Below are 17,487 nucleotides of genomic sequence, written 5' to 3'. Positions count from 1 at the left end.
GACGTGGCTCTGCGCGGCGAGGTTATAGACCTCGTCGGGCTTCACCTTCTGCAGGATATGCGTCAGCGACGAGCTGTCCGTCATGTCCCCGTGATGCAGAACGAAACGGCCCTCACGCCCCGGCGCCCCCTCGATCAGGTGATCGATCCGGGCGGTGTTGAACAGCGACGTGCGCCGCTTGATGCCATGCACCTCGTAGCCCTTGTCGAGCAGGAACTCCGAAAGGTAGGCCCCGTCCTGCCCGGTGACGCCGGTGATGAGTGCTGTCTTTTCGCCCATGTCTGTCTCGCCTTGGCTTCGGGGTTCACCCGATAAAGGCTTCCCCACCGGTTGAAAAGGGGGTTGGGCAGCGCGCCGTACCCCGGCGCCCCCGTCCCGGCCCCCGAGCCGGGACCTCCTCGCTCCCGATTACCCCCGCCCCGCCTTTGACGCTCTTGCCCCCGCCCCTGTCGCGGATGTACCAGAAACCCATCGCGCCGGATGCTCGACTGCTCTGGCAACCCGGAATGAAAAGGAAACCCCATGATCCGCCAGTTCGGCCCCGAAACCGCCCTCCTCCTCATCGACGTGCAGAAGGGCGTGAACGTGCTCGAACATTGGGGCGGACCCACCGGCCGCCGCAACAACCCCGGCGCCGAGGCCGAGATGGCCCGCCTCCTGGCGGCGTGGCGCGCGGCGGGCCTGCCGGTGATCTACACCCAGCACGACAGCCGCGAGGCCGCCTCCCCCCTGAAGCTCTCCCTGCCCACCGGCGCGATGATCGAGGGGTTCGAACCCTCGGCCAGCGAGATCATCGTCAGGAAGGACGTGAACTCCGCCTTCATCGGCACCGATATCGAGCTGCGCATGCGCCAGCACGGCATCACGAGGCTGGTCGTGGTGGGCTTCTTCACCAATTTCTGCGTCGAGACCTCGACCCGGATGGCCGGCAACATGGGCTACGACACCTACCTCGTGCCGGAGGCCTGCGCGACCACCAACCGGGTCGGACCGGACGGCACGGATCACGACCCGGAAACGGTGCACGCCCTGTCGGTGGCCTCACTGCACGGCGAGTTCTGCACGGCGATCTCGACGGATCAGGCGCTTGCGCTGACGAAAGCCGACGCGCCCGATCTGGAGCGAGCGCAGGGCAACGAGTAAGACCCCTTCCGCGGAATCAAGGCGCGCCACAGCGCGCCGCCGCGGATCGGCGGGCCGCCCCGACGGCCCGGCGATTTGGCAATCGAAGTGCCATGCTTGAAAGTTGGATGCACTTGGCTGACATAAAGTGGCAACTACCCTAGTTGGTTCGCCGCACCGCGGCCCGCCGATCCGCGGCCCTGTAAACTTCACCCGTCCCGGGCCTGACCCGGGACCTCGCGCCTCACAAGCCCCACCTCAAACCCGAGGCACCACCAACCCCTCCCCCGGCCTCTCAACCTCCCAGCCAACATCCCGGATCCCCGCCAACCGCGCGAACCGCCCGAGCTCCGCCTCCAGCTTCTCCACCCGCGACGGCCCCCACTTGACGCCCCGCTCCGGCCAGAACCCCGTCACCCGCAGCCAGCCCGCCGCCCGGTCCGCCTTCAGCTCGCAGCGCCCCACGAACCGGTCGCCCTCCAGCAGCGGATAGACGTAATAGCCCCACAGCCGCTTCTCCTTCGGCACGAACATCTCGTTGCGATAGGCGAACCCGAAGAGCCGCTCCAGCCTGACCCGGTCCCTGATCGCCGGGTCGAACGGGTTCAGGATCCGCAACCGGCTCGTCGCCCCCGGCGCCGCCGCCAGCCGCGCCTCGACATCCGGCGCGCCCCAGGCCTGCCGCCACGCGCCGTCCGCCCCCTGCACCTCCACCGGCACCGGCCGCCGCGCCTCGGCCCAGCCTTGCGCCTCGCCCGCCTCCATCGCCGCCCAGAACCGCTGCACCTCGCCCGTCGTGCCCACGCTCAGCCGGTCGAGCGCGGCATCGCACAGCCACAGCGCACTCTCCGCCTCCCCCGGCCCCTCGCGCAGATGCGCCGGAAAGACCCGCTCGCCCAGATCGTAGAACTTCACGAAATTCTCGCGGTGACAGGTCGCGAGCTCCCCCGAATACCACATCTGGTCGAGCGCCTTCTTGTGCGGCGGCCTCGCCCACATCTCGCGGCTCTCCGCCCTGGTCTCGAACGCATGGGTCGACAGCGCCCCCTCCGCCGCGATCCGCGCGCGGATACTGGCGATCTGCTCCTGTCCCAGCCCCGACTGGTACCAGTCATGCCGCGCCGCCTTCTCGCCCAGCCGCCGGAACTGGCGCTGCCACATCGGCAGCACGTCCATCGGGATGAGCGAGGCATCATGCGTGAAATGCTCGAAAATCTCCCGTTGCCGGAGCAACGGCCACAGCATCCTTTCCCGGTAATTCTGGTTCCGGCTCCACAGGATGTGATGATGCGCCCTTGTCACGTTGCGGATCGTGTCGATCTGCACGAAACCCAGCGCCCGGATCATCCCCATCACGTCCACCGGCCCCACCGGCGTGCCCGACAACCCGTTCGTCCACAGCCAGAGCCGCCGCGCATCGCGGTTGCCGATGCGAAGCGGCGTGCTCACGGGGCGCTCATGAAGATCAGCGCATCGCGCTGAACCTGCCCCTCCAGCCGCATCACCGCGTCATACATCAGCCGCCCGATCACGCAGGCCCGCCGGTTGTCGGCCCGCCGCAGGTCGCGCATCGCCTCGACGATCGACTCGGGCCGCGGGGTGCCGGCGATCAGCACGTCCATCTCCCGGTCGAGCCCCGCGCGTACCCGGTCGAACTGGGCCCGCGACAGCCGCACGGCATTCCGGCTCGCCCCCAGCCGCGCGGCGCGCAACTGGATGTCGTAATATTCCTTCAGCGCCGGCGCGTTCAGCCGCGCCGCCATCCGGCTCATCGTGTCCGAATGCGCCTCCGCCGACAGGTCGTTGCGGATGATCCGCCCGCACTGCGCCACCGGCAGCGCGTCGATCATCGTCTCCTCGACCTGGTAATAATACCGAAGCTTCCGGGTCGGCAGATGCCCCAGCCCCCGGTCGATCAGCGGCCAGATCAGCCCCTGCGCCTGCCCCGGCCGGCCGGGCTCGGCATAGGCCATCATCACCTGCTCGGCGATATGCCCGGCAATCACCGGATCGGTATAGAAGGCCCGGTTCTGCGCCACCGCCAGCTCGAGATTCTCCCCCCGGAAGCCCAGCGCGCGCATGTCCTCGCGCACCGGCGCCATGTCGGGGATCTGCGCCAGAAGCGCCATGATGTCCTGCTTGGTCACGACGACGACATCCTCCTCCGGCGCGGCCGTGGCGGCGGCAGGCAGAAGCGTCAGGCAAAGGCAAAAGGCGATGATCAGGTGCAAGGCGGTCTCCGGGCTCGGGGCTCTCGGTCCAGTTGTAGGGGAGGCGGAAAGGATTGGCTATGCCGACCTCGGCAGTTTCGGCACCGCCGCGATCAACTCTCTGGTATAGGCGTGGCGCGGGCGGGTGAACACCTCTTCCGTCGCGCCCTGCTCGACGATCCGTCCCGCCTGCATCACCAGCACCCGGTCGGTCACGTTCCGCACCACCGACAGGTCATGGCTGATGAACAGGTAGGTCAGGCCCAGCCGGTCCGACAACCCCGCCAAAAGGTCGAGGATCTGCGCCCGCACCTGCACGTCCAGCGCGCTCACCGCCTCGTCGAGGATGATCAGCTCCGGCCGGATGATCAGCGCCCGGGCAATGGCGATCCGCTGCCGCTGCCCGCCGCTGAACTCGTGGATATATTTCTCCGCGTCCCCCGCCGTCAGCCCCACGCTCTCCAGCGCCTCCGCCACCGCCGCCGCCCGCGCCTCTCCGCCGGGCGCATCGTCCAGCAAATGAAACGGCTCCGCCACCAGCCGCCCGACCTTGTGACGCGGGTTGAAACTGCCATACGGATCCTGGAACACCACCTGCATCCGCCGCCGCACATCCCGGTTGGGTTTATGGCCCACAAACACCGGCTGCCCGTCCAGCCGGATCGTGCCGCCCTGCACCTCCTCCAGCCCCAGGATCGCCCGCGTCAGCGTCGACTTCCCGCAGCCCGATTCGCCCACGAGGCCAAGGTTCTCCCCCCGCCGCACGTCGAAACTCACCCCGTCCACCGCCCGGAACACGCCCGGCTTTCCCAACCATCCCTGCCGCGGCGTGTCATACTCCCGCACCACGTCCCGCACCTCCAGCAGCGGCGCCTCGCCCGCCTGCCCCTCGCGCTCCGGCACATGGTCCGACGCCTCCAAGAGCCTCAGCGAATAGGGATGGCTCAACGCCCCGAAACGCCCCTCCTCCATCACCCTGCCCTGCCGCATGATGACGATCCGGTCCGCCATCCCCGCCACGACCCCAAGGTCGTGCGAGATCAGCATCAGCCCCATCCCGTCCTCCTGCACCAGCCGCTTCAACAGCCGCAGAACCTCCGCCTGCGTGGTCACGTCCAGCGCCGTGGTCGGCTCGTCGGCAATCAGCAGCTTCGGGCGCAGCGCAATCGCCATGGCGATCCCCACCCGCTGCCGCTGCCCACCCGACAGCTCGTGCGGATAGCGCCCCAGCGGAAACCGGTCCTGCGGCAGCTCCACCCGCGCCAGCGCCTCCGCCGCCCGGCTCATCGCCTCGGCCCGGCCCACCCGCTCATGGATCAACACCGTCTCCGCCACCTGGTCGCCGATGGTCTGCAACGGGTTCAGCGCCGTCATCGGCTCCTGGAACACCATGCCCACCTCGTTGCCCCTGATCCGGCAGAGCGCACGCTCCTTCATCGCAAGCACGTCCTGCCCCGCCAGCATGATCCGGCCCGTGCAGCTTGCCCCCTGCGGCAGCAACTGCATCACGCTCAGCGCGGTCATCGACTTGCCGCTCCCCGACTCGCCGATCACCCCCACGATCTCGCCCGCGCCCACCGACAGCGACACGTCCTCCAGCACCCTCACCCGCCCGATGCTCAGCCCCAACCCCTCGATCTCCAACAGGCTCATTGCCGCGCCCTCCGAAGCCTCGGGTCGAGCAGGTCCCGCAACCCGTCCCCCATCAGGTTCAGCCCCAGCACCGTCAGCAAAATCGCCAGCCCCGGAAACAGCGCCATATGCGGCGCAAAGGAAATCATCGTCTGGCTGTCGGCCAGCATCCGCCCCCAGCTCGGCACCGGGGGCTGCGCCCCCAGCCCCACGTAACTGAGCCCCGCCTCCGCCAGAATGCCCAGCGAAAACTGGATCGTTCCCTGCACGATCAACAGGTTGGCGACATTCGGCAGGATATGCTCCCACGAAATCCGCACCGCCCCCTTGCCGGCCACCCGCGCCGCCAGCACGTATTCCCGCGTCCAGAGGCTCATCGCCGCCCCCCGCACCAGCCGCGCGAAAACGGGAATGTTGAAGATGCCGATGGCGATGATCGCGTTCACCGCGCTCGGCCCGAAAACGGCGGTGATCATGATCGCGATCAACAGGCTCGGAAACGCAAAGATCAGGTCATTCCCCCGGCTGATCACCTCGTCCAGCCAGCTCCCCCGCCTTGCCGCCGCCGCCAGCCCCAGCGGCACGCCCAGCCCCATGCCGATCCCCACCGCCACCAGCGCCACGGCGATCGACGTCCGCGCCCCCACCATGATCATCGACAGGATATCCCGCCCGAAATGATCCGTCCCCAAGGGATGCACGGCCGAGGGCGGCTGGATCTTGTTGGCGATATCCAGCGCCTCGATATCATAGGGCACCCACAGAAAGGACAGCACCGCCGCCCCGGCAAACACCGCCGACAGGCAGGCCCCGAAAATGAGCGCCCCCCTCACCGCCGCCCCCTCAGCCGCGGATCGACCCAGGCATAGGTCAGGTCCACCACGAAATTCACCATCACCACGGCGAAGACCAGGAACATCACCACCGATTCCACCACGATCAGGTCGCGCGAGCTGATCGCCTGGAACACCAGCCGCCCCAGCCCGGGCAGGAAGAACACGTTCTCGATGATGATGACGCCCGCCAGCAGGAAGGAAAACTGCAACCCGATGATCGTCAGCACCGGGATCAGCGCGTTCCTGAGCGCGTGCCGCCTCAACGCCTGCCCCCGCGTCAGCCCCTTGGCCCGTGCCGTCCGGATGAAATCCTCCCCCAGCGTGTCCAGAAGCGCCGAGCGCATCACCCTTGCCAGGATACTCGCCTGCGGCAGCGCCAGCGCAATGGCCGGCAGGGTCAGGCTCTTCATCCCCGCCAGCAGCCCGTTCTCCCACCCGGCAAACCCGCCGGCGCTGAACCAGCGCAGGTTGATGGCAAAAACCAGCACCATCAGCATCGCGAACCAGAAATTCGGGATCGCCACGCCAAGCTGCGTCACCCCCATCACCCCCCAGTCGACGGGCGAGCCGCGCTTCGAGGCCGCCCAGATCCCGGCCGGAAAAGCGATCAGCGTGCTCAGCACAAGCGCATAAACCGCCAGCGGCAGGCTCACCCACAGCCGATCCCCGATCATCTCCGCCACCGGCGTCCGATAGGTGTAGGAGGTGCCGAAATCCCCCTGCACCATGCCGCCCACCCAACTGAAGTACCGCTCCACCCGCGACTGATCGAGCCCCAGCTCAGCCCGCAGCGCGGCCAGCGTGTCCTCCTGCGCATTGATCCCCAGCATGTAGGCCGCCGGATCCCCCGGCACGACCTCCAGCGCCAGGAAGATCACCACCGACGCCACCAGGAGCGAGACCACGAGCGACACCAGCCGCCGCCCCACGTAGCGCAGCATCACGCCACCCCCGGCTTCTTCTTGGCCGAAATACTCAAATCCGCCCTCTCCGGACCTCCCGCCCGGTTGCGGCGGCGGTCCCCCGCCACCGCCCGCGCCGCGGAATTTTCAAAAATTCCGGGCCCCGCGCCGGTCAGTCCTCCCAATAGACCCCCGTCAGGTCGGTGGCCTGCGTCGGCGCATCGGTCCACAGCCCCTTGATCTTCGCATTCGCCACCGTCGGCGTCGCCAGCTGGAACAGGTAGCCGTTCACGTAATCCTCCGCGATCTTCCGCTGCATCCGCTCCAGCAGGTCGGACCGCTTCGCCGGGTCCGCCTCGCCGCCCAGCTCGGTGTTCATCTCCTGGAACTCGGCATCGTCATACTGGAAATAATAATCCGGCCGGGCATAGATCCCGATATCGAAGGGCTCGGTATGGCTCACGATGGTCAGCCCGAAATCCTTGCCGTTGAACACCTGCTCCAGCCATTGCGCCCATTCGAGGTTCGAGATTTCCGCCTCGATCCCCACGGCCCGAAGCTGCGCCGCGATGATCTCGCCCCCGCGCCGCGCATAGGAGGGCGGCGGCAGCTTCAGCGTGGTGGTGAACCCGTCCGCATAGCCCGCCTCGGCCAGAAGCGCCCTGGCCTTCTCCGGGTCGTATTGCGACATCTCCGTCAAATCGACGTAATCCGGGTTATGCGGCGCGAAATGCGTCCCGATCGGCGTGCCGAGGCCGAACATCGCCCCGTCGATGATCGCCTGCCGGTCGATCGCGTGCGCAATCGCCTCGCGCACCTTCACGTCGTCGAACGGCTTCATCTTGTTGTTGGTCGACAGGATCGTCTCCCCCTCGGTCGACCCGACCAGCACCTGGAACCGCTGATCCGCTTCGAACTGCGGCAGGTTCTCAGGCGCCGGGAAGCCGGGGAAGGCGTGCACATCCTCGGCCATCACCGCGGCAAAGGCCGCCGTCGGGTCCGAGATGAACTTGAACGTCACCCGGTCCAGCTTCGCCGGCTCCCCCCAGTAATCGGGGTTCTTCACCAGCGTGATCCGGTCGCCCTGCACCCAGTCGTCGAAGACGAAGGCGCCGGTGCCCACCGGCTCCTGCGCGATCTCGGTGATGCTCTCGGGCGCCACGATCACCGCGTCGCCCCAGGCCATGTTGAACAGGAAGCTCCCGTCCGGCTTCTTCAGCGTCACCTTCACCGTCAGGACATCGACCGCCTCGACGCTCTCGATCCCCTCGAACAGCGCCTTCTGCGCGTTCTGGCTGTCCTCGTCCCGCGCGCGGTCGAGGCTGAATTTCACGTCGCCGGCATCGAGCGCCGAGCCGTCATGGAACGTCACCCCCTCGTGCAGCGTGAAGGTATAGGTCAGCCCGTCCTCGGAAATCTCCCAGCTCTCGGCCAGGCCCGGGTTCACCGACCCGTCCGGCCCGAACCGGGTCAACCCCTCGAAAACATTGGCATAAAGAACCTGGTCGATGGCCCCGGCGGCGGCACTCGTCGGGTCGAGATGCGGCGGCTCGAGGTTCAGCCCGACAACGATGTCGCTCTTCGCCTGCGCGGCCCCCGCCGCCATCACCATCGCGCCGGCCAGCGCGGCCATACGGAACGTCTTCATCCTTCCCGGTCTCCTATACCCTCGTGGAATCCCACCCTGTGGGGCGAAGTCTCTCCGGAAACCGCCGCGCAATCAACCACAAGCCGCGCGCGAAGCGGTGGATTCCCCTCCGCACAGCGGATAGAACCCGCCCCGACACCCGCAAACGACCCCGAAGGCCCGCCGATGACCCCGCCCCCGATCCTCCGCCGCCTTGCCGACCTGCGCGGCCTGACCGACACCTGGCACGACGCGCATGAAACCATCGGCGTCGTGCCCACCAGGGGGGCGCTGCATGACGGGCACCTCTCGCTGGTCGAGGCGGCCAAGGACCGTTGCGACCGGGTGATCGTGACGATCTTCGTGAACCCCAGACAGTTCAACAACCCCGAGGATCTCGCCAACTACCCCCGCACCGAAGTGGAAGACGCCCGCAAGCTCGCCCGTCTCGAGATCGACGCGCTCTACGTGCCCGACCCCGACCAGATCTACCCCTCGGGCTTCGCCACCACCGTCTCGGTCTCGGGCCTCACCGAGATGATGGACGGCATCCTGCGCCCCGGCCATTTCGACGGCGTCGCCACGGTCTGCACCAAGCTCTTCACCCAGACCACGGCGACCGACGCCTTCTTCGGCGAAAAGGACTTCCAGCAATTGCAGGTCGTCACCCGCCTCGCCCGCGATCTCGACCTGCCGATCACCATCCACGGCTGCCCGACGATCCGCGACATCGACGGGCTGGCGCTCTCCTCGCGCAACCTGCTGCTTTCGGACCGCGCCCGCACCCTCGCCCCGCGCCTCTTCGAGGAAATGGAAACCGTGGCCCAAGGCCTCGCCGAAGGCCAGCCCTTCGGCCCGCTCCAGCGCGCCGCCATCGACCGGCTGGAAAAGACCGGCTTCACCCAGGTCGAATATCTCGACCTCCGCGCTGCCGACGACCTCCACCTGCTCGACGCCCCCACGCGCCCCGCCCGCCTCTACGCCGCCGCCTGGCTCGCCGGTGTCCGGCTCATCGACAACATCGCGGTCTAGGCACCGCCCGCCCTTTCACTGTTCTTCAAATACTCAACTGCGCCACGATGAGTATTTCCGGAACAATGAAAGCCGGGCACGCCTTCGACTTTCATCTTTCTCCAAATACTCAAATCCAGCGCCTGCCGCAGGCGCCGACATTCGAGTATTTTCGGAAAGATGAAACCTCAGGCCCCGCCCAGCAGATCATTGAGCGCCAGCGCCATCACCTGGGCCGACTGCACCATGTCCTCGATCCCCACGTATTCGTCCGGCTTGTGGGCGAGGTCGAGGATGCCCGGCCCGTAGGCGATACAGTTCTTCAGCCGCCCGATCCGGTCGATATGCTTCTGGTCATAGGTGCCGGGGCTGACAACATAGGTGGCGTCGCGCCCGAAGACGGCATTCACCGCCCCGGCGACCGAAGTCACCACCGGCGCCTCGCGCTCGGTCATCGTCGGCAGCACCCGGAACAGCTCGGTGATCTCGTAATCGAAGCCCGGCCGCCCGTCCCGCACGCGCTCCAGCACGGCGCGGATCTCGGCCTGCACCTCCTCGATATCCTCCTCGATCAGGAAGCGCCGGTCGATCACCATGCGGCAGCGGTCGGGCACGCAAGGCGACGGCGGGCCCGAGTAATCCTCCTCCTGCTCCGCCTCGCCGCCATGGATCGAGTTGATGTTCAGCGTCGACTGCCTTGCCCCTTCCGGCACCACCGGCATCTCTGTCCGCTTCTCGGCCAGCGCGGGGAACAGGCTCGTCTCCATCTCCTGCAACACCGCCCCCATATGCCGCACCGCGCAATCGCCCAGGAACGGCATCGAGCCATGGGCGATCTCGCCCTTGGTCTCCACCTCCGCCCACCAGACGCCGCGATGGCCAAGGCAGATCCGGTCCTTGTTCAGCGGCTCGGGGATGATCACGTGCTGCACCCGCTCGGGGCTGAAATACCCCTTCTCGGCCAGGTAGGCGACACCGCCGAACCCGCCCGATTCCTCGTCCGCCGTGCCGGAAATCTCGATCGCGCCGGCATAGTCGGGGCAAAGGTCGATGAACACCTCCGCCGCGATGATGCTCGCCGCGAGGCCCCCCTTCATGTCACAGGCGCCCCGGCCATAGACCTTGCCATCCTTCACCTCGCCGCCGAACGGGTCGACCGTCCAGCCATGGCCGGTCTCGACCACGTCGATGTGAGAGTTGAAATGCACGCATTGGCCGGGGACCTTGCCCTCGCGCCGCGCCACGATGTTCCAGCGCGGATACTTGTCGCTGTCCCCCCGCGCCCCCTCGGCCCGGATCAGCTCGGTATGAAAGCCCGACCGCAGCAGCCGCCGGTCGAGATAGTCACAGATCGTCCGGTACTCCCGCCCCGGCGGGTTCAGCGTGGGAATGCGGATCAGGTCCTGCGTCAGCGCCACCAGATCCTCCTGCCGCGCTTCGATCTCCGCCTTCAGCCTGTCCGTGATATCCATGCGATGCTCCCTGCCTTTTGGCGAAGCGTAGCACCGGTTTGAGGGAAAGAGGAAGGGCGAGGAATAGCCCCGCCGGGCAGCGCCCGACCGCGGGTGGGCGCGCCTACGGATGTGATGGTTGATTTATGGCGCCGCCACATCCAACGATGGCTCGACATGACGTCGTTGCAGAAGCGCCCGCCCGGGGAGCGGTCGGGCGCTGCCCGGCGCCACGCCCTTGGCGTGGCTTGATTCCGGGCAAAGGGCCCCTACTGCTGAACCCCGGCCACCGCTTCCCGCAGCGCCCGGATATTCGCCCCGTACACCTCCGGCGTCTCCACCGAGCCGCCCTTGAACACCGCCGAGCCCGCCACCAGCACATCCGCCCCGGCCGCCACCACCGCCGGCGCCGTCTCCGGCGTCACCCCACCATCGATCTGGATATGCACCGGCCGGTCGCCGATCATCTCCCGCAGCCGCCTTGTCTTCTCCACCCCGCTCTCGATGAACTTCTGCCCGCCGAAGCCGGGGTTCACCGTCATCAGCAAGACCATGTCCACGTCATCCAGCAGGTATTCGATGCTCTCCAGCGGCGTCGCCGGGTTGAGCGACACGCCCGCCATCTTCCCCGTCGCCCGAATTGCCTGCATCGTCCGGTGGATATGCGGCTCCGCCTCCACATGGGCGGTGATCATGTCGGCGCCCGCCTCGGCATAGGCCGAGATCGACGCATCCACCGGCGAGATCATCAAATGCACGTCCATGAAGGTGGTCACATGCGGCCGGAACGCCTTCACCGCCTGCGGCCCGAAGGTCAGGTTCGGCACGAAATGATTGTCCATCACGTCCACATGCACCCAGTCGGCCCCCTGCGCCTCGATCGCCCGGATCTCGGCGCCGAAATTGGCGAAATCGGCCGACAGGATGGAAGGGGCGATCTTGACGGTACGGTCGAACGGCATGGGGGGATTCTCCTGCTGGGGCGGCTCGCCCCCCGGTTAGGCCCGCCGCGCCGCGCGGTCAAGGCTGGCGGCATCGCATTGAATGCCCCGGGGCTTTGTGCCACCGTCCCCCGCAACAGGACAAAGACCGCGAAAGGCACCGCCCCGATGCAAGGCATGATGATGCACCGAGACCTGAGGATCATCGACATCCTCACCTATGCCGCCGAGGCTTTCCCGGACCAGGGCATCGTCTCCGCCCGCGACGAGGGCGACGTGCACCGCCTGTCCTACCCCGAGATCCTCGGCCGCGTCTCGCAGCTTGCCCACGGGCTGAAGGCGCTGGGCGTCAAGGAAGGCGACCGCGTCGCCACCCTCGCCTGGAACGGCCATCGCCATTTCGAGCTCTACTACGGCATCTCCGGCATCGGCGCCGTCTGCCACACGCTCAACCCGCGCCTCCCGGCCGAACAGATGAGCTACATCCTCAACCACGCGCAGGACAGCGTGCTCTGCGTCGATCTCAGCCTGATCGGCCTCGTCGAGGCGCTCAAGGGCGACGTGCCCGAGGGCATGAAGATCGTCGTCATGACCGACCGCGCCCACATGCCCGACACCTCGCTCGACGTGCTCTGCTACGAAGAGCTGCTCGAGGGCCAGCCGAAGGAAATGGACTGGCCCGAATTCCTCGAAACCACCGCCGCCGGGCTCTGCTACACCTCCGGCACCACCGGCAACCCCAAGGGCGCGCTCTATTCCCACCGCTCCACCGTGCTGCACGCGCTCTACGTGGTGGCGGGCCACCCGCAAAGCCTCTCCTCCGGCCGCCGCGCCCTGCCCGTCGTGCCGCTCTTCCACGTCAACGCCTGGGGCATGCCCTACACCGCGCCGCTCGCCGGCATGACCATGGTCATGCCCGGCCGCTTCCTCGACGGCGCCAGCCTCTACGACCTGATGCAGGCCGAGGAGGTCTATACCGCCTGGGGTGTGCCCACGGTCTGGGCCGGGCTTCAGGCCGAGATCGAGAAGCGCGGCAATAAACCCCCCAAGGGCTTCGAAGACCTCGTGGTCGGCGGCTCCGCCGCCCCGCGCGCCATGATCGCCGCCTTCGAGGCCATGGGCGTCAACGTCAACCAGGCCTGGGGCATGACGGAAATGAGCCCCATCGGCACCCGCGGCCTGCTGCCCGAATGGATCAAATCCGCGTCGAAGGACGAACAGATCGACGCCAAGACAGGCGCCGGCCGCCGCCTCTTCGGGGTCGAATTCAAGATCGTCGACGACGACGGCAACCGCCTCCCCCATGACGGCGAAACCACCGGGGAACTCTACGTGCGCGGCAACACCGTGATCCGCGCCTATTACGAGAACGAGGAGGCCACCAAAGCCGCCTTCGACGCCGATGGCTGGTTCGGCACCGGCGACGTCTCGACCGTGGGCGAGGATGGCCGTCTGATCATCCGCGACCGCGCCAAGGATCTCGTCAAATCCGGCGGCGAATGGATCAGCTCCATCGACCTCGAGAACCACGCCACCGCCCATCCCGACATCGCCGCCTGCGCGGTGATCGCCGTGCCCCACCCGAAATGGGACGAGCGGCCCGTGCTGGTGGTCGTCCCCGCCGGCGACAAGCGCATCACCCTCGACGCGCTGCACGACTTCATGTCCGACCACTTCGCCAAGTGGCAGCTGCCCGACGACATCGTCTTCGTCGACGACCTGCCCCTCACCGCCACCGGCAAGGTCTCCAAGCTCACCCTGCGCGAGAAATTCTCCGACTACGTGCTCCCCGAATTCCGCGAGGGCCCGGCATGAGCGGCCTCGCGCTCGACGTCGAAGCGGTCGAAGCCTGGGCCAAGGCCAACATCCCCGGCTTCACCGGCCCCGTCGCCGCCACCAAGTTCTCGGGCGGCCAGTCGAACCCCACCTACGGGCTCGACACGCCGACAGGGTCTTACGTCCTCCGCCGCAAACCGCCCGGCGTGCTCCTCAAATCCGCCCACGCGGTCGACCGCGAATACCGCGTGCAATCCGCGCTTCAGGACACCGACGTGCCGGTCGCGAAAATGCACGCGCTCTGCGAAGACGATGACGTGATCGGCTCGGCCTTCTACATCATGGACCTCGTCCACGGCCGCACCTTCGATCAGCCCAGCCTGCCCGACCAGACCCCCGAGGAGCGCTCCGCCATCATCGACGAGATGAACCGCGTCCTCGCCGCCATCCACTCGGTCGACCTCGACGCCGTGGGCCTTGCCGACTACGGCCCCCCCGGCCATTACTGCCAGCGCCAGACCGACCGCTGGACCAAGCAGTACCACGCCACCCAGACCGAAGACCTCCCCGACATGGAGGCGCTGATCGACTGGCTCAAGGCCAACATGCCCGCCGATGACGGCCAGCGCACGCTGGTGCATGGCGACTACCGGCTCGACAACCTGCTCTACGCCCCCGACAGCGCGCAGGTGCTCGCCGTGCTCGACTGGGAACTCTCGACCACCGGCCACCCCTATGCCGACCTCGCCGCCGTGATCATGCAATGGTCGATGCCCGCCACCACCGAGGGCCGCGGCCTCGGCGGCGTGGATCGCGAGGCCAGGGGCCTCTGGTCCGACCAGCGCTTCATCGACACCTATTGCGACCGCCGCGGCCTCCCCGGCATCGATGATTTCAACTTCTACCTCGCCTTCTGCTTCTTCCGCATGGCGGCGATCCTGCAAGGGGTCAAGAAACGCGCCCTCGACGGCAACGCCTCCGATCCGGAACGCGGCCTGAAACTGGGCGAATACGTCCCCGAATTCGCCCGCGCGGGGCTGGAGGCCGCGAAACGATGAAAGACGATCTCGACCCGACCCTCCTCGAGGCCCCCTACCCCCTGCAAACCCACCTCGGCATCGAGATGACCGCATGGTCCGACGGCGCCGCCACGGTCGAACTGCCGATACAACCCTTCCTCGGCAACCGTCAGGGCCTGCCCCATGGCGGCATCCACGCCACCCTGCTCGACACGGCGATGGGCTATGCCGGCTGCTACACCGGCGACCCCGACCGCAAGCAGAACGCGCTCACCCTGTCGCTGACGGTGAATTACGTGGGCCAGGCCCGCGGCACCCGCCTGATCGCCACCGGCCACAAGACCGGCGGCGGGGCCAAAACCTATTTCGCCGAGGGCCGCCTCACCGACGACGAGGGCACCCTCGTGGCCACCGCCAGCGGCGTCTTCCGCTACCGCTCGATGGGCTGACCCGTCCCGGCCCCCCGCCGGAACCTCGCACCACCCCCCTCCCCGTCCCGGCCCCGAGCCGGGACCTCACGCCCCGCCCGCAACCTCCCCGCCGGGCGAGCGCCGGCCCGTGGGGAGGCGCTGCAACGACAGTGGCTCGCACTTTATGGTGCCACCCACCTCTTCCCTCCGAACCTCACGCTACACCTCAAAAGCGCCTGCCCGTCACGCCAAAGGCGTGCCGCCAATACATGGCGCACCTTCGGTGCGACGGGACGGGCCGGCGCTCGCCCGGCGCCGCGCCAAGGCGCGGCTCTGTTCCGGGCGTGTGCCCTGTTCGACCGTCACCCCACGAAAACCACCGACGCAATACCGACAAAATACCGACGTTATACCGACATCGCAAAACGCCCCGCAGGGTGGGTGAAACCCACCATGCGACGCCCCTAATGCAGCACCCTCAACAGGAACAGCGTGATCCCCGGGAACGCCACCAGGATCACCACCCGAACGATATCCGAGGCCACGAAGGGCATCACCGCCTTGTAGGTGTCGATCATCCGCGTCTTGGGGTCCATCGAGTTGATAACAAACAGGTTCATCCCCACCGGCGGCGTGATCAGCCCGACCTCCACCACGATCAGCACGAGGATCCCGAACCAGATCGCGACCTCCTCGGCGGCAATCCGGTTCGCCATGACCGGCGTCACGTTGATCCCGATCGCCTGCATCTGCTCCCGCGTCAGCTCGGCCCCCGCGGCCATCGCCGCGCGTATCCCTTCCAGCATCTCCGGCGCCACGTCCGGCACTCCCGCGGCCAGCGCCTCCCGCGCCGCCTCCGCCTGCATCGCGGCCAATGAAACAAAGCCGAAATCCAGCTCCGAGATGATCGGGAAGAAGATCGGAATCGTCAGCAGGATCATCGACAGGCTGTCCATCAGACAGCCGAACACCAGGTACAGCAGCAGGATACAGGCCAGCACCGCCCAGGGGCTCATCCCCTGCTCCACCACCCATTGCGACAGCTCCTGCGGCACCTGCGTCAGCGCCAAAAACCCGTTGTAGAACGCCGCCCCCAGCACGATGAAGAAGATCATCGCGGTGTTGCGCGCCGTGGCATAGAAGCTCTGCACCAGTGTCCGCCGCGTCAGCCCCCGGTTCAGCAGCGCGATCAGCCCGGTGCCCGCGGCCCCCACCGCCGCGCCCTCGGTGGGCGTGAACCAGCCAAGGTAGATGCCCCCCACCACCAGCAGGAAGACCAGCAGCACCGGCCAGACATCCATCAGCGCCCGGAACCGCTCGCTCATCGGGATGGGCTCGCGCAGCCCGGCGGCCGACGGGTTAACCCTAACGTAAATCGCGATGGTCAACATGTAGCCGATCGCGGCCAAGATGCCCGGAATGAACGCCGACAGAAAGAGTTTGGCAATATTCTGCTCGGTCAGGATCGCATAGATCACCAGGATCACCGAGGGCGGAATGAGAATGCCCAGCGTGCCGCCCGCGGCCAGCGTCGCCGTGGAAAGCCCGCCCGAATACCCGTACCGCTTCAGCTCCGGCAGCGCGACCTGGCTCATCGTCGCCGCCGTCGCCAGCGACGACCCGCAGATCGCGCCGAACCCGGCGCAGGCGCCCACCGACGCCATCGCCACCCCGCCCTTGCGGTGGCCCAGGAACGCCTCCGCCGCCTTGAACAGCGCCGCCGACATGCCCCCCAGCGTCGCGAAATGGCCCATCAGAAGGAACATCGGCACGATCGACAGCGAGTAGCTGGAAAAGGTCGAAAACGTCTCGTGCTTGAGCCTCGACAGCGCCACGGCCATCCCGTCAGTGACGAAGTATAGGCCCCCCAGCGCCACCAGGAACATCGCAAGGCCGATCGGCACCCGCAGGAAGATCAGCCCCATCAGCACGGGGAACGACGCCAGTCCGATCTCGAGGCTCGTCACGCATCCGCCCCTTCATTGCCCTGCAGGATCACCCGCCCGGTCACCACCTCGCCCAGCCGTGCCAGCGCCACGAACACCCCCACCAGCGCGGCCACCACCGCGGCGACAAGGCTCGCGGCATAGGCCCACCAGACCGGGAATTGCAGCATGAATGTCGTCTCGTTGTACCGCAGCTTCTCCAGCATCCCCTGGTAAAGCTGCCACGCGATCAGGATCAGCACCGCGGCAAAGACCACGTCGATGACCAGTTGGATCCCCCGGTTCACCGCGTCGGGCAGCTTCGTGGTGAAGATATCGACGCTCGCATGGCCCCCGGTAATCTGGCACAGCGGCAGGAAGGCGAAGATGGCGAACGCCACCCCGGCCTCGACCAGCTCGAAATCCCCCAGCAGCGGACCAACCCCGGCGGCGATCAGGCGGTCGGCCAGCTCGGGAAACAGCCCCTGCGCCACGCCGCCATGCAAAAACCCGTTCAGCATCCGCCCCGCGACCGAGAAACAGGTCACGAAGATCACCAGCGTCAGGACCGCCCCGCCGAGTACGGCCATCATGCGGGCCAGGGTCATGAACAGTCTTTGCATTG

16 protein-coding genes are annotated in these 17,487 nt (G+C 67.3%); 5 read left to right on the top strand and 11 right to left on the bottom strand.

From position 1 onward, the window contains the following. Positions 1-279, bottom strand: a 279-nt coding sequence (locus RLN94_RS17775; protein WP_350130758.1) for a GDP-mannose 4,6-dehydratase, incomplete at its 3' end; no start/stop codon positions are given. Between the two features lie 243 nt (positions 280-522). On the opposite strand from RLN94_RS17775, the gene RLN94_RS17770 reads away from it, so the two are divergent. Beyond that, positions 523-1,143, top strand: a complete 621-nt coding sequence (locus RLN94_RS17770) for an isochorismatase family protein (RefSeq protein WP_350130757.1) — start codon at positions 523-525, stop codon at positions 1,141-1,143. Positions 1,144-1,380: 237 nt separating this feature from the next. On the opposite strand, the gene RLN94_RS17765 is transcribed toward RLN94_RS17770, so the two are convergent. From RLN94_RS17765 to RLN94_RS17740, 6 genes are all read right to left on the bottom strand, one after another. After that, a complete protein-coding gene (locus tag RLN94_RS17765) occupies positions 1,381-2,571 on the bottom strand; it encodes a winged helix-turn-helix domain-containing protein (RefSeq protein ID WP_350130756.1) in 1,191 nt (396 codons plus the stop codon). After that, positions 2,568-3,353, bottom strand: coding sequence for a hypothetical protein (locus RLN94_RS17760; protein WP_350130755.1), 786 nt, complete (start codon positions 3,351-3,353; stop codon positions 2,568-2,570). Before RLN94_RS17760 ends, RLN94_RS17765 begins: the two co-directional genes overlap by 4 nt. A gap of 57 nt (positions 3,354-3,410) precedes the next feature. Further along, complete coding sequence (locus RLN94_RS17755; RefSeq protein WP_350130754.1) at positions 3,411-4,985, bottom strand: ABC transporter ATP-binding protein; 1,575 nt, start codon at positions 4,983-4,985, stop codon at positions 3,411-3,413. Next, complete coding sequence (locus tag RLN94_RS17750; RefSeq protein ID WP_350130753.1) at positions 4,982-5,797, bottom strand: ABC transporter permease; 816 nt, start codon at positions 5,795-5,797, stop codon at positions 4,982-4,984. The genes RLN94_RS17755 and RLN94_RS17750 overlap by 4 nt, the downstream gene beginning before the upstream one ends. Beyond that, positions 5,794-6,741 carry an ABC transporter permease gene (locus tag RLN94_RS17745; protein WP_350130752.1) on the bottom strand — a complete coding sequence of 316 codons (948 nt, stop codon included), beginning with the start codon at positions 6,739-6,741 and terminating at the stop codon, positions 5,794-5,796. Before RLN94_RS17745 ends, RLN94_RS17750 begins: the two co-directional genes overlap by 4 nt. A gap of 133 nt (positions 6,742-6,874) precedes the next feature. After that, positions 6,875-8,350, bottom strand: a complete 1,476-nt coding sequence (locus RLN94_RS17740; RefSeq protein ID WP_350130751.1) for an ABC transporter substrate-binding protein — start codon at positions 8,348-8,350, stop codon at positions 6,875-6,877. 165 nt (positions 8,351-8,515) lie between these two features. Between RLN94_RS17740 and panC the strand changes: the two genes are divergently transcribed. Further along, entirely contained in the window at positions 8,516-9,361 is an 846-nt protein-coding gene (gene panC / locus RLN94_RS17735; protein WP_350169355.1) for a pantoate--beta-alanine ligase, read from the top strand. Between the two features lie 167 nt (positions 9,362-9,528). Here panC and RLN94_RS17730 read toward each other — a convergent pair whose 3' ends face one another. Beyond that, positions 9,529-10,812, bottom strand: coding sequence for an acetylornithine deacetylase/succinyl-diaminopimelate desuccinylase family protein (locus tag RLN94_RS17730; RefSeq protein WP_350130749.1), 1,284 nt, complete (start codon positions 10,810-10,812; stop codon positions 9,529-9,531). Positions 10,813-11,060: 248 nt separating this feature from the next. Continuing rightward, complete coding sequence (rpe, locus tag RLN94_RS17725) at positions 11,061-11,753, bottom strand: ribulose-phosphate 3-epimerase (protein ID WP_350130748.1); 693 nt, start codon at positions 11,751-11,753, stop codon at positions 11,061-11,063. A gap of 156 nt (positions 11,754-11,909) precedes the next feature. Here rpe and RLN94_RS17720 point away from each other — a divergent pair, with 156 nt between their 5' ends. From RLN94_RS17720 to RLN94_RS17710, 3 genes are read left to right on the top strand one after another with little or no spacing between them, the layout of a single operon-like run. Continuing rightward, positions 11,910-13,547, top strand: a complete 1,638-nt coding sequence (locus RLN94_RS17720) for a long-chain fatty acid--CoA ligase (RefSeq protein ID WP_350130747.1) — start codon at positions 11,910-11,912, stop codon at positions 13,545-13,547. Continuing rightward, entirely contained in the window at positions 13,544-14,566 is a 1,023-nt protein-coding gene (locus RLN94_RS17715; RefSeq protein WP_350130746.1) for a phosphotransferase family protein, read from the top strand. Before RLN94_RS17720 ends, RLN94_RS17715 begins: the two co-directional genes overlap by 4 nt. After that, positions 14,563-14,976, top strand: a complete 414-nt coding sequence (locus RLN94_RS17710) for a PaaI family thioesterase (RefSeq protein ID WP_350130745.1) — start codon at positions 14,563-14,565, stop codon at positions 14,974-14,976. Before RLN94_RS17715 ends, RLN94_RS17710 begins: the two co-directional genes overlap by 4 nt. Before the next feature lie 425 nt (positions 14,977-15,401). Here the strand turns inward: RLN94_RS17710 and RLN94_RS17705 are convergent, their stop codons facing one another. Together RLN94_RS17705 and RLN94_RS17700 are read right to left on the bottom strand one after the other, a co-directional pair. Further along, on the bottom strand, positions 15,402-16,904 hold the full coding sequence (locus RLN94_RS17705) for a TRAP transporter large permease (RefSeq protein ID WP_350130744.1): 1,503 nt from the start codon (positions 16,902-16,904) through the stop codon (positions 15,402-15,404). Continuing rightward, the gene (locus tag RLN94_RS17700; protein WP_350130743.1) at positions 16,901-17,485 is read right to left on the bottom strand and encodes a TRAP transporter small permease; all 585 of its coding nucleotides are present in this window, start codon (positions 17,483-17,485) and stop codon (positions 16,901-16,903) included. The genes RLN94_RS17705 and RLN94_RS17700 overlap by 4 nt, the downstream gene beginning before the upstream one ends. Positions 17,486-17,487 lie beyond the last annotated feature (2 nt).

It is taken from the genome of Roseovarius sp. (genome assembly GCF_040223625.1).
Lineage (GTDB): Bacteria > Pseudomonadota > Alphaproteobacteria > Rhodobacterales > Rhodobacteraceae > Roseovarius.
This window is presented reverse-complemented; position numbering and strand designations above follow the sequence as displayed.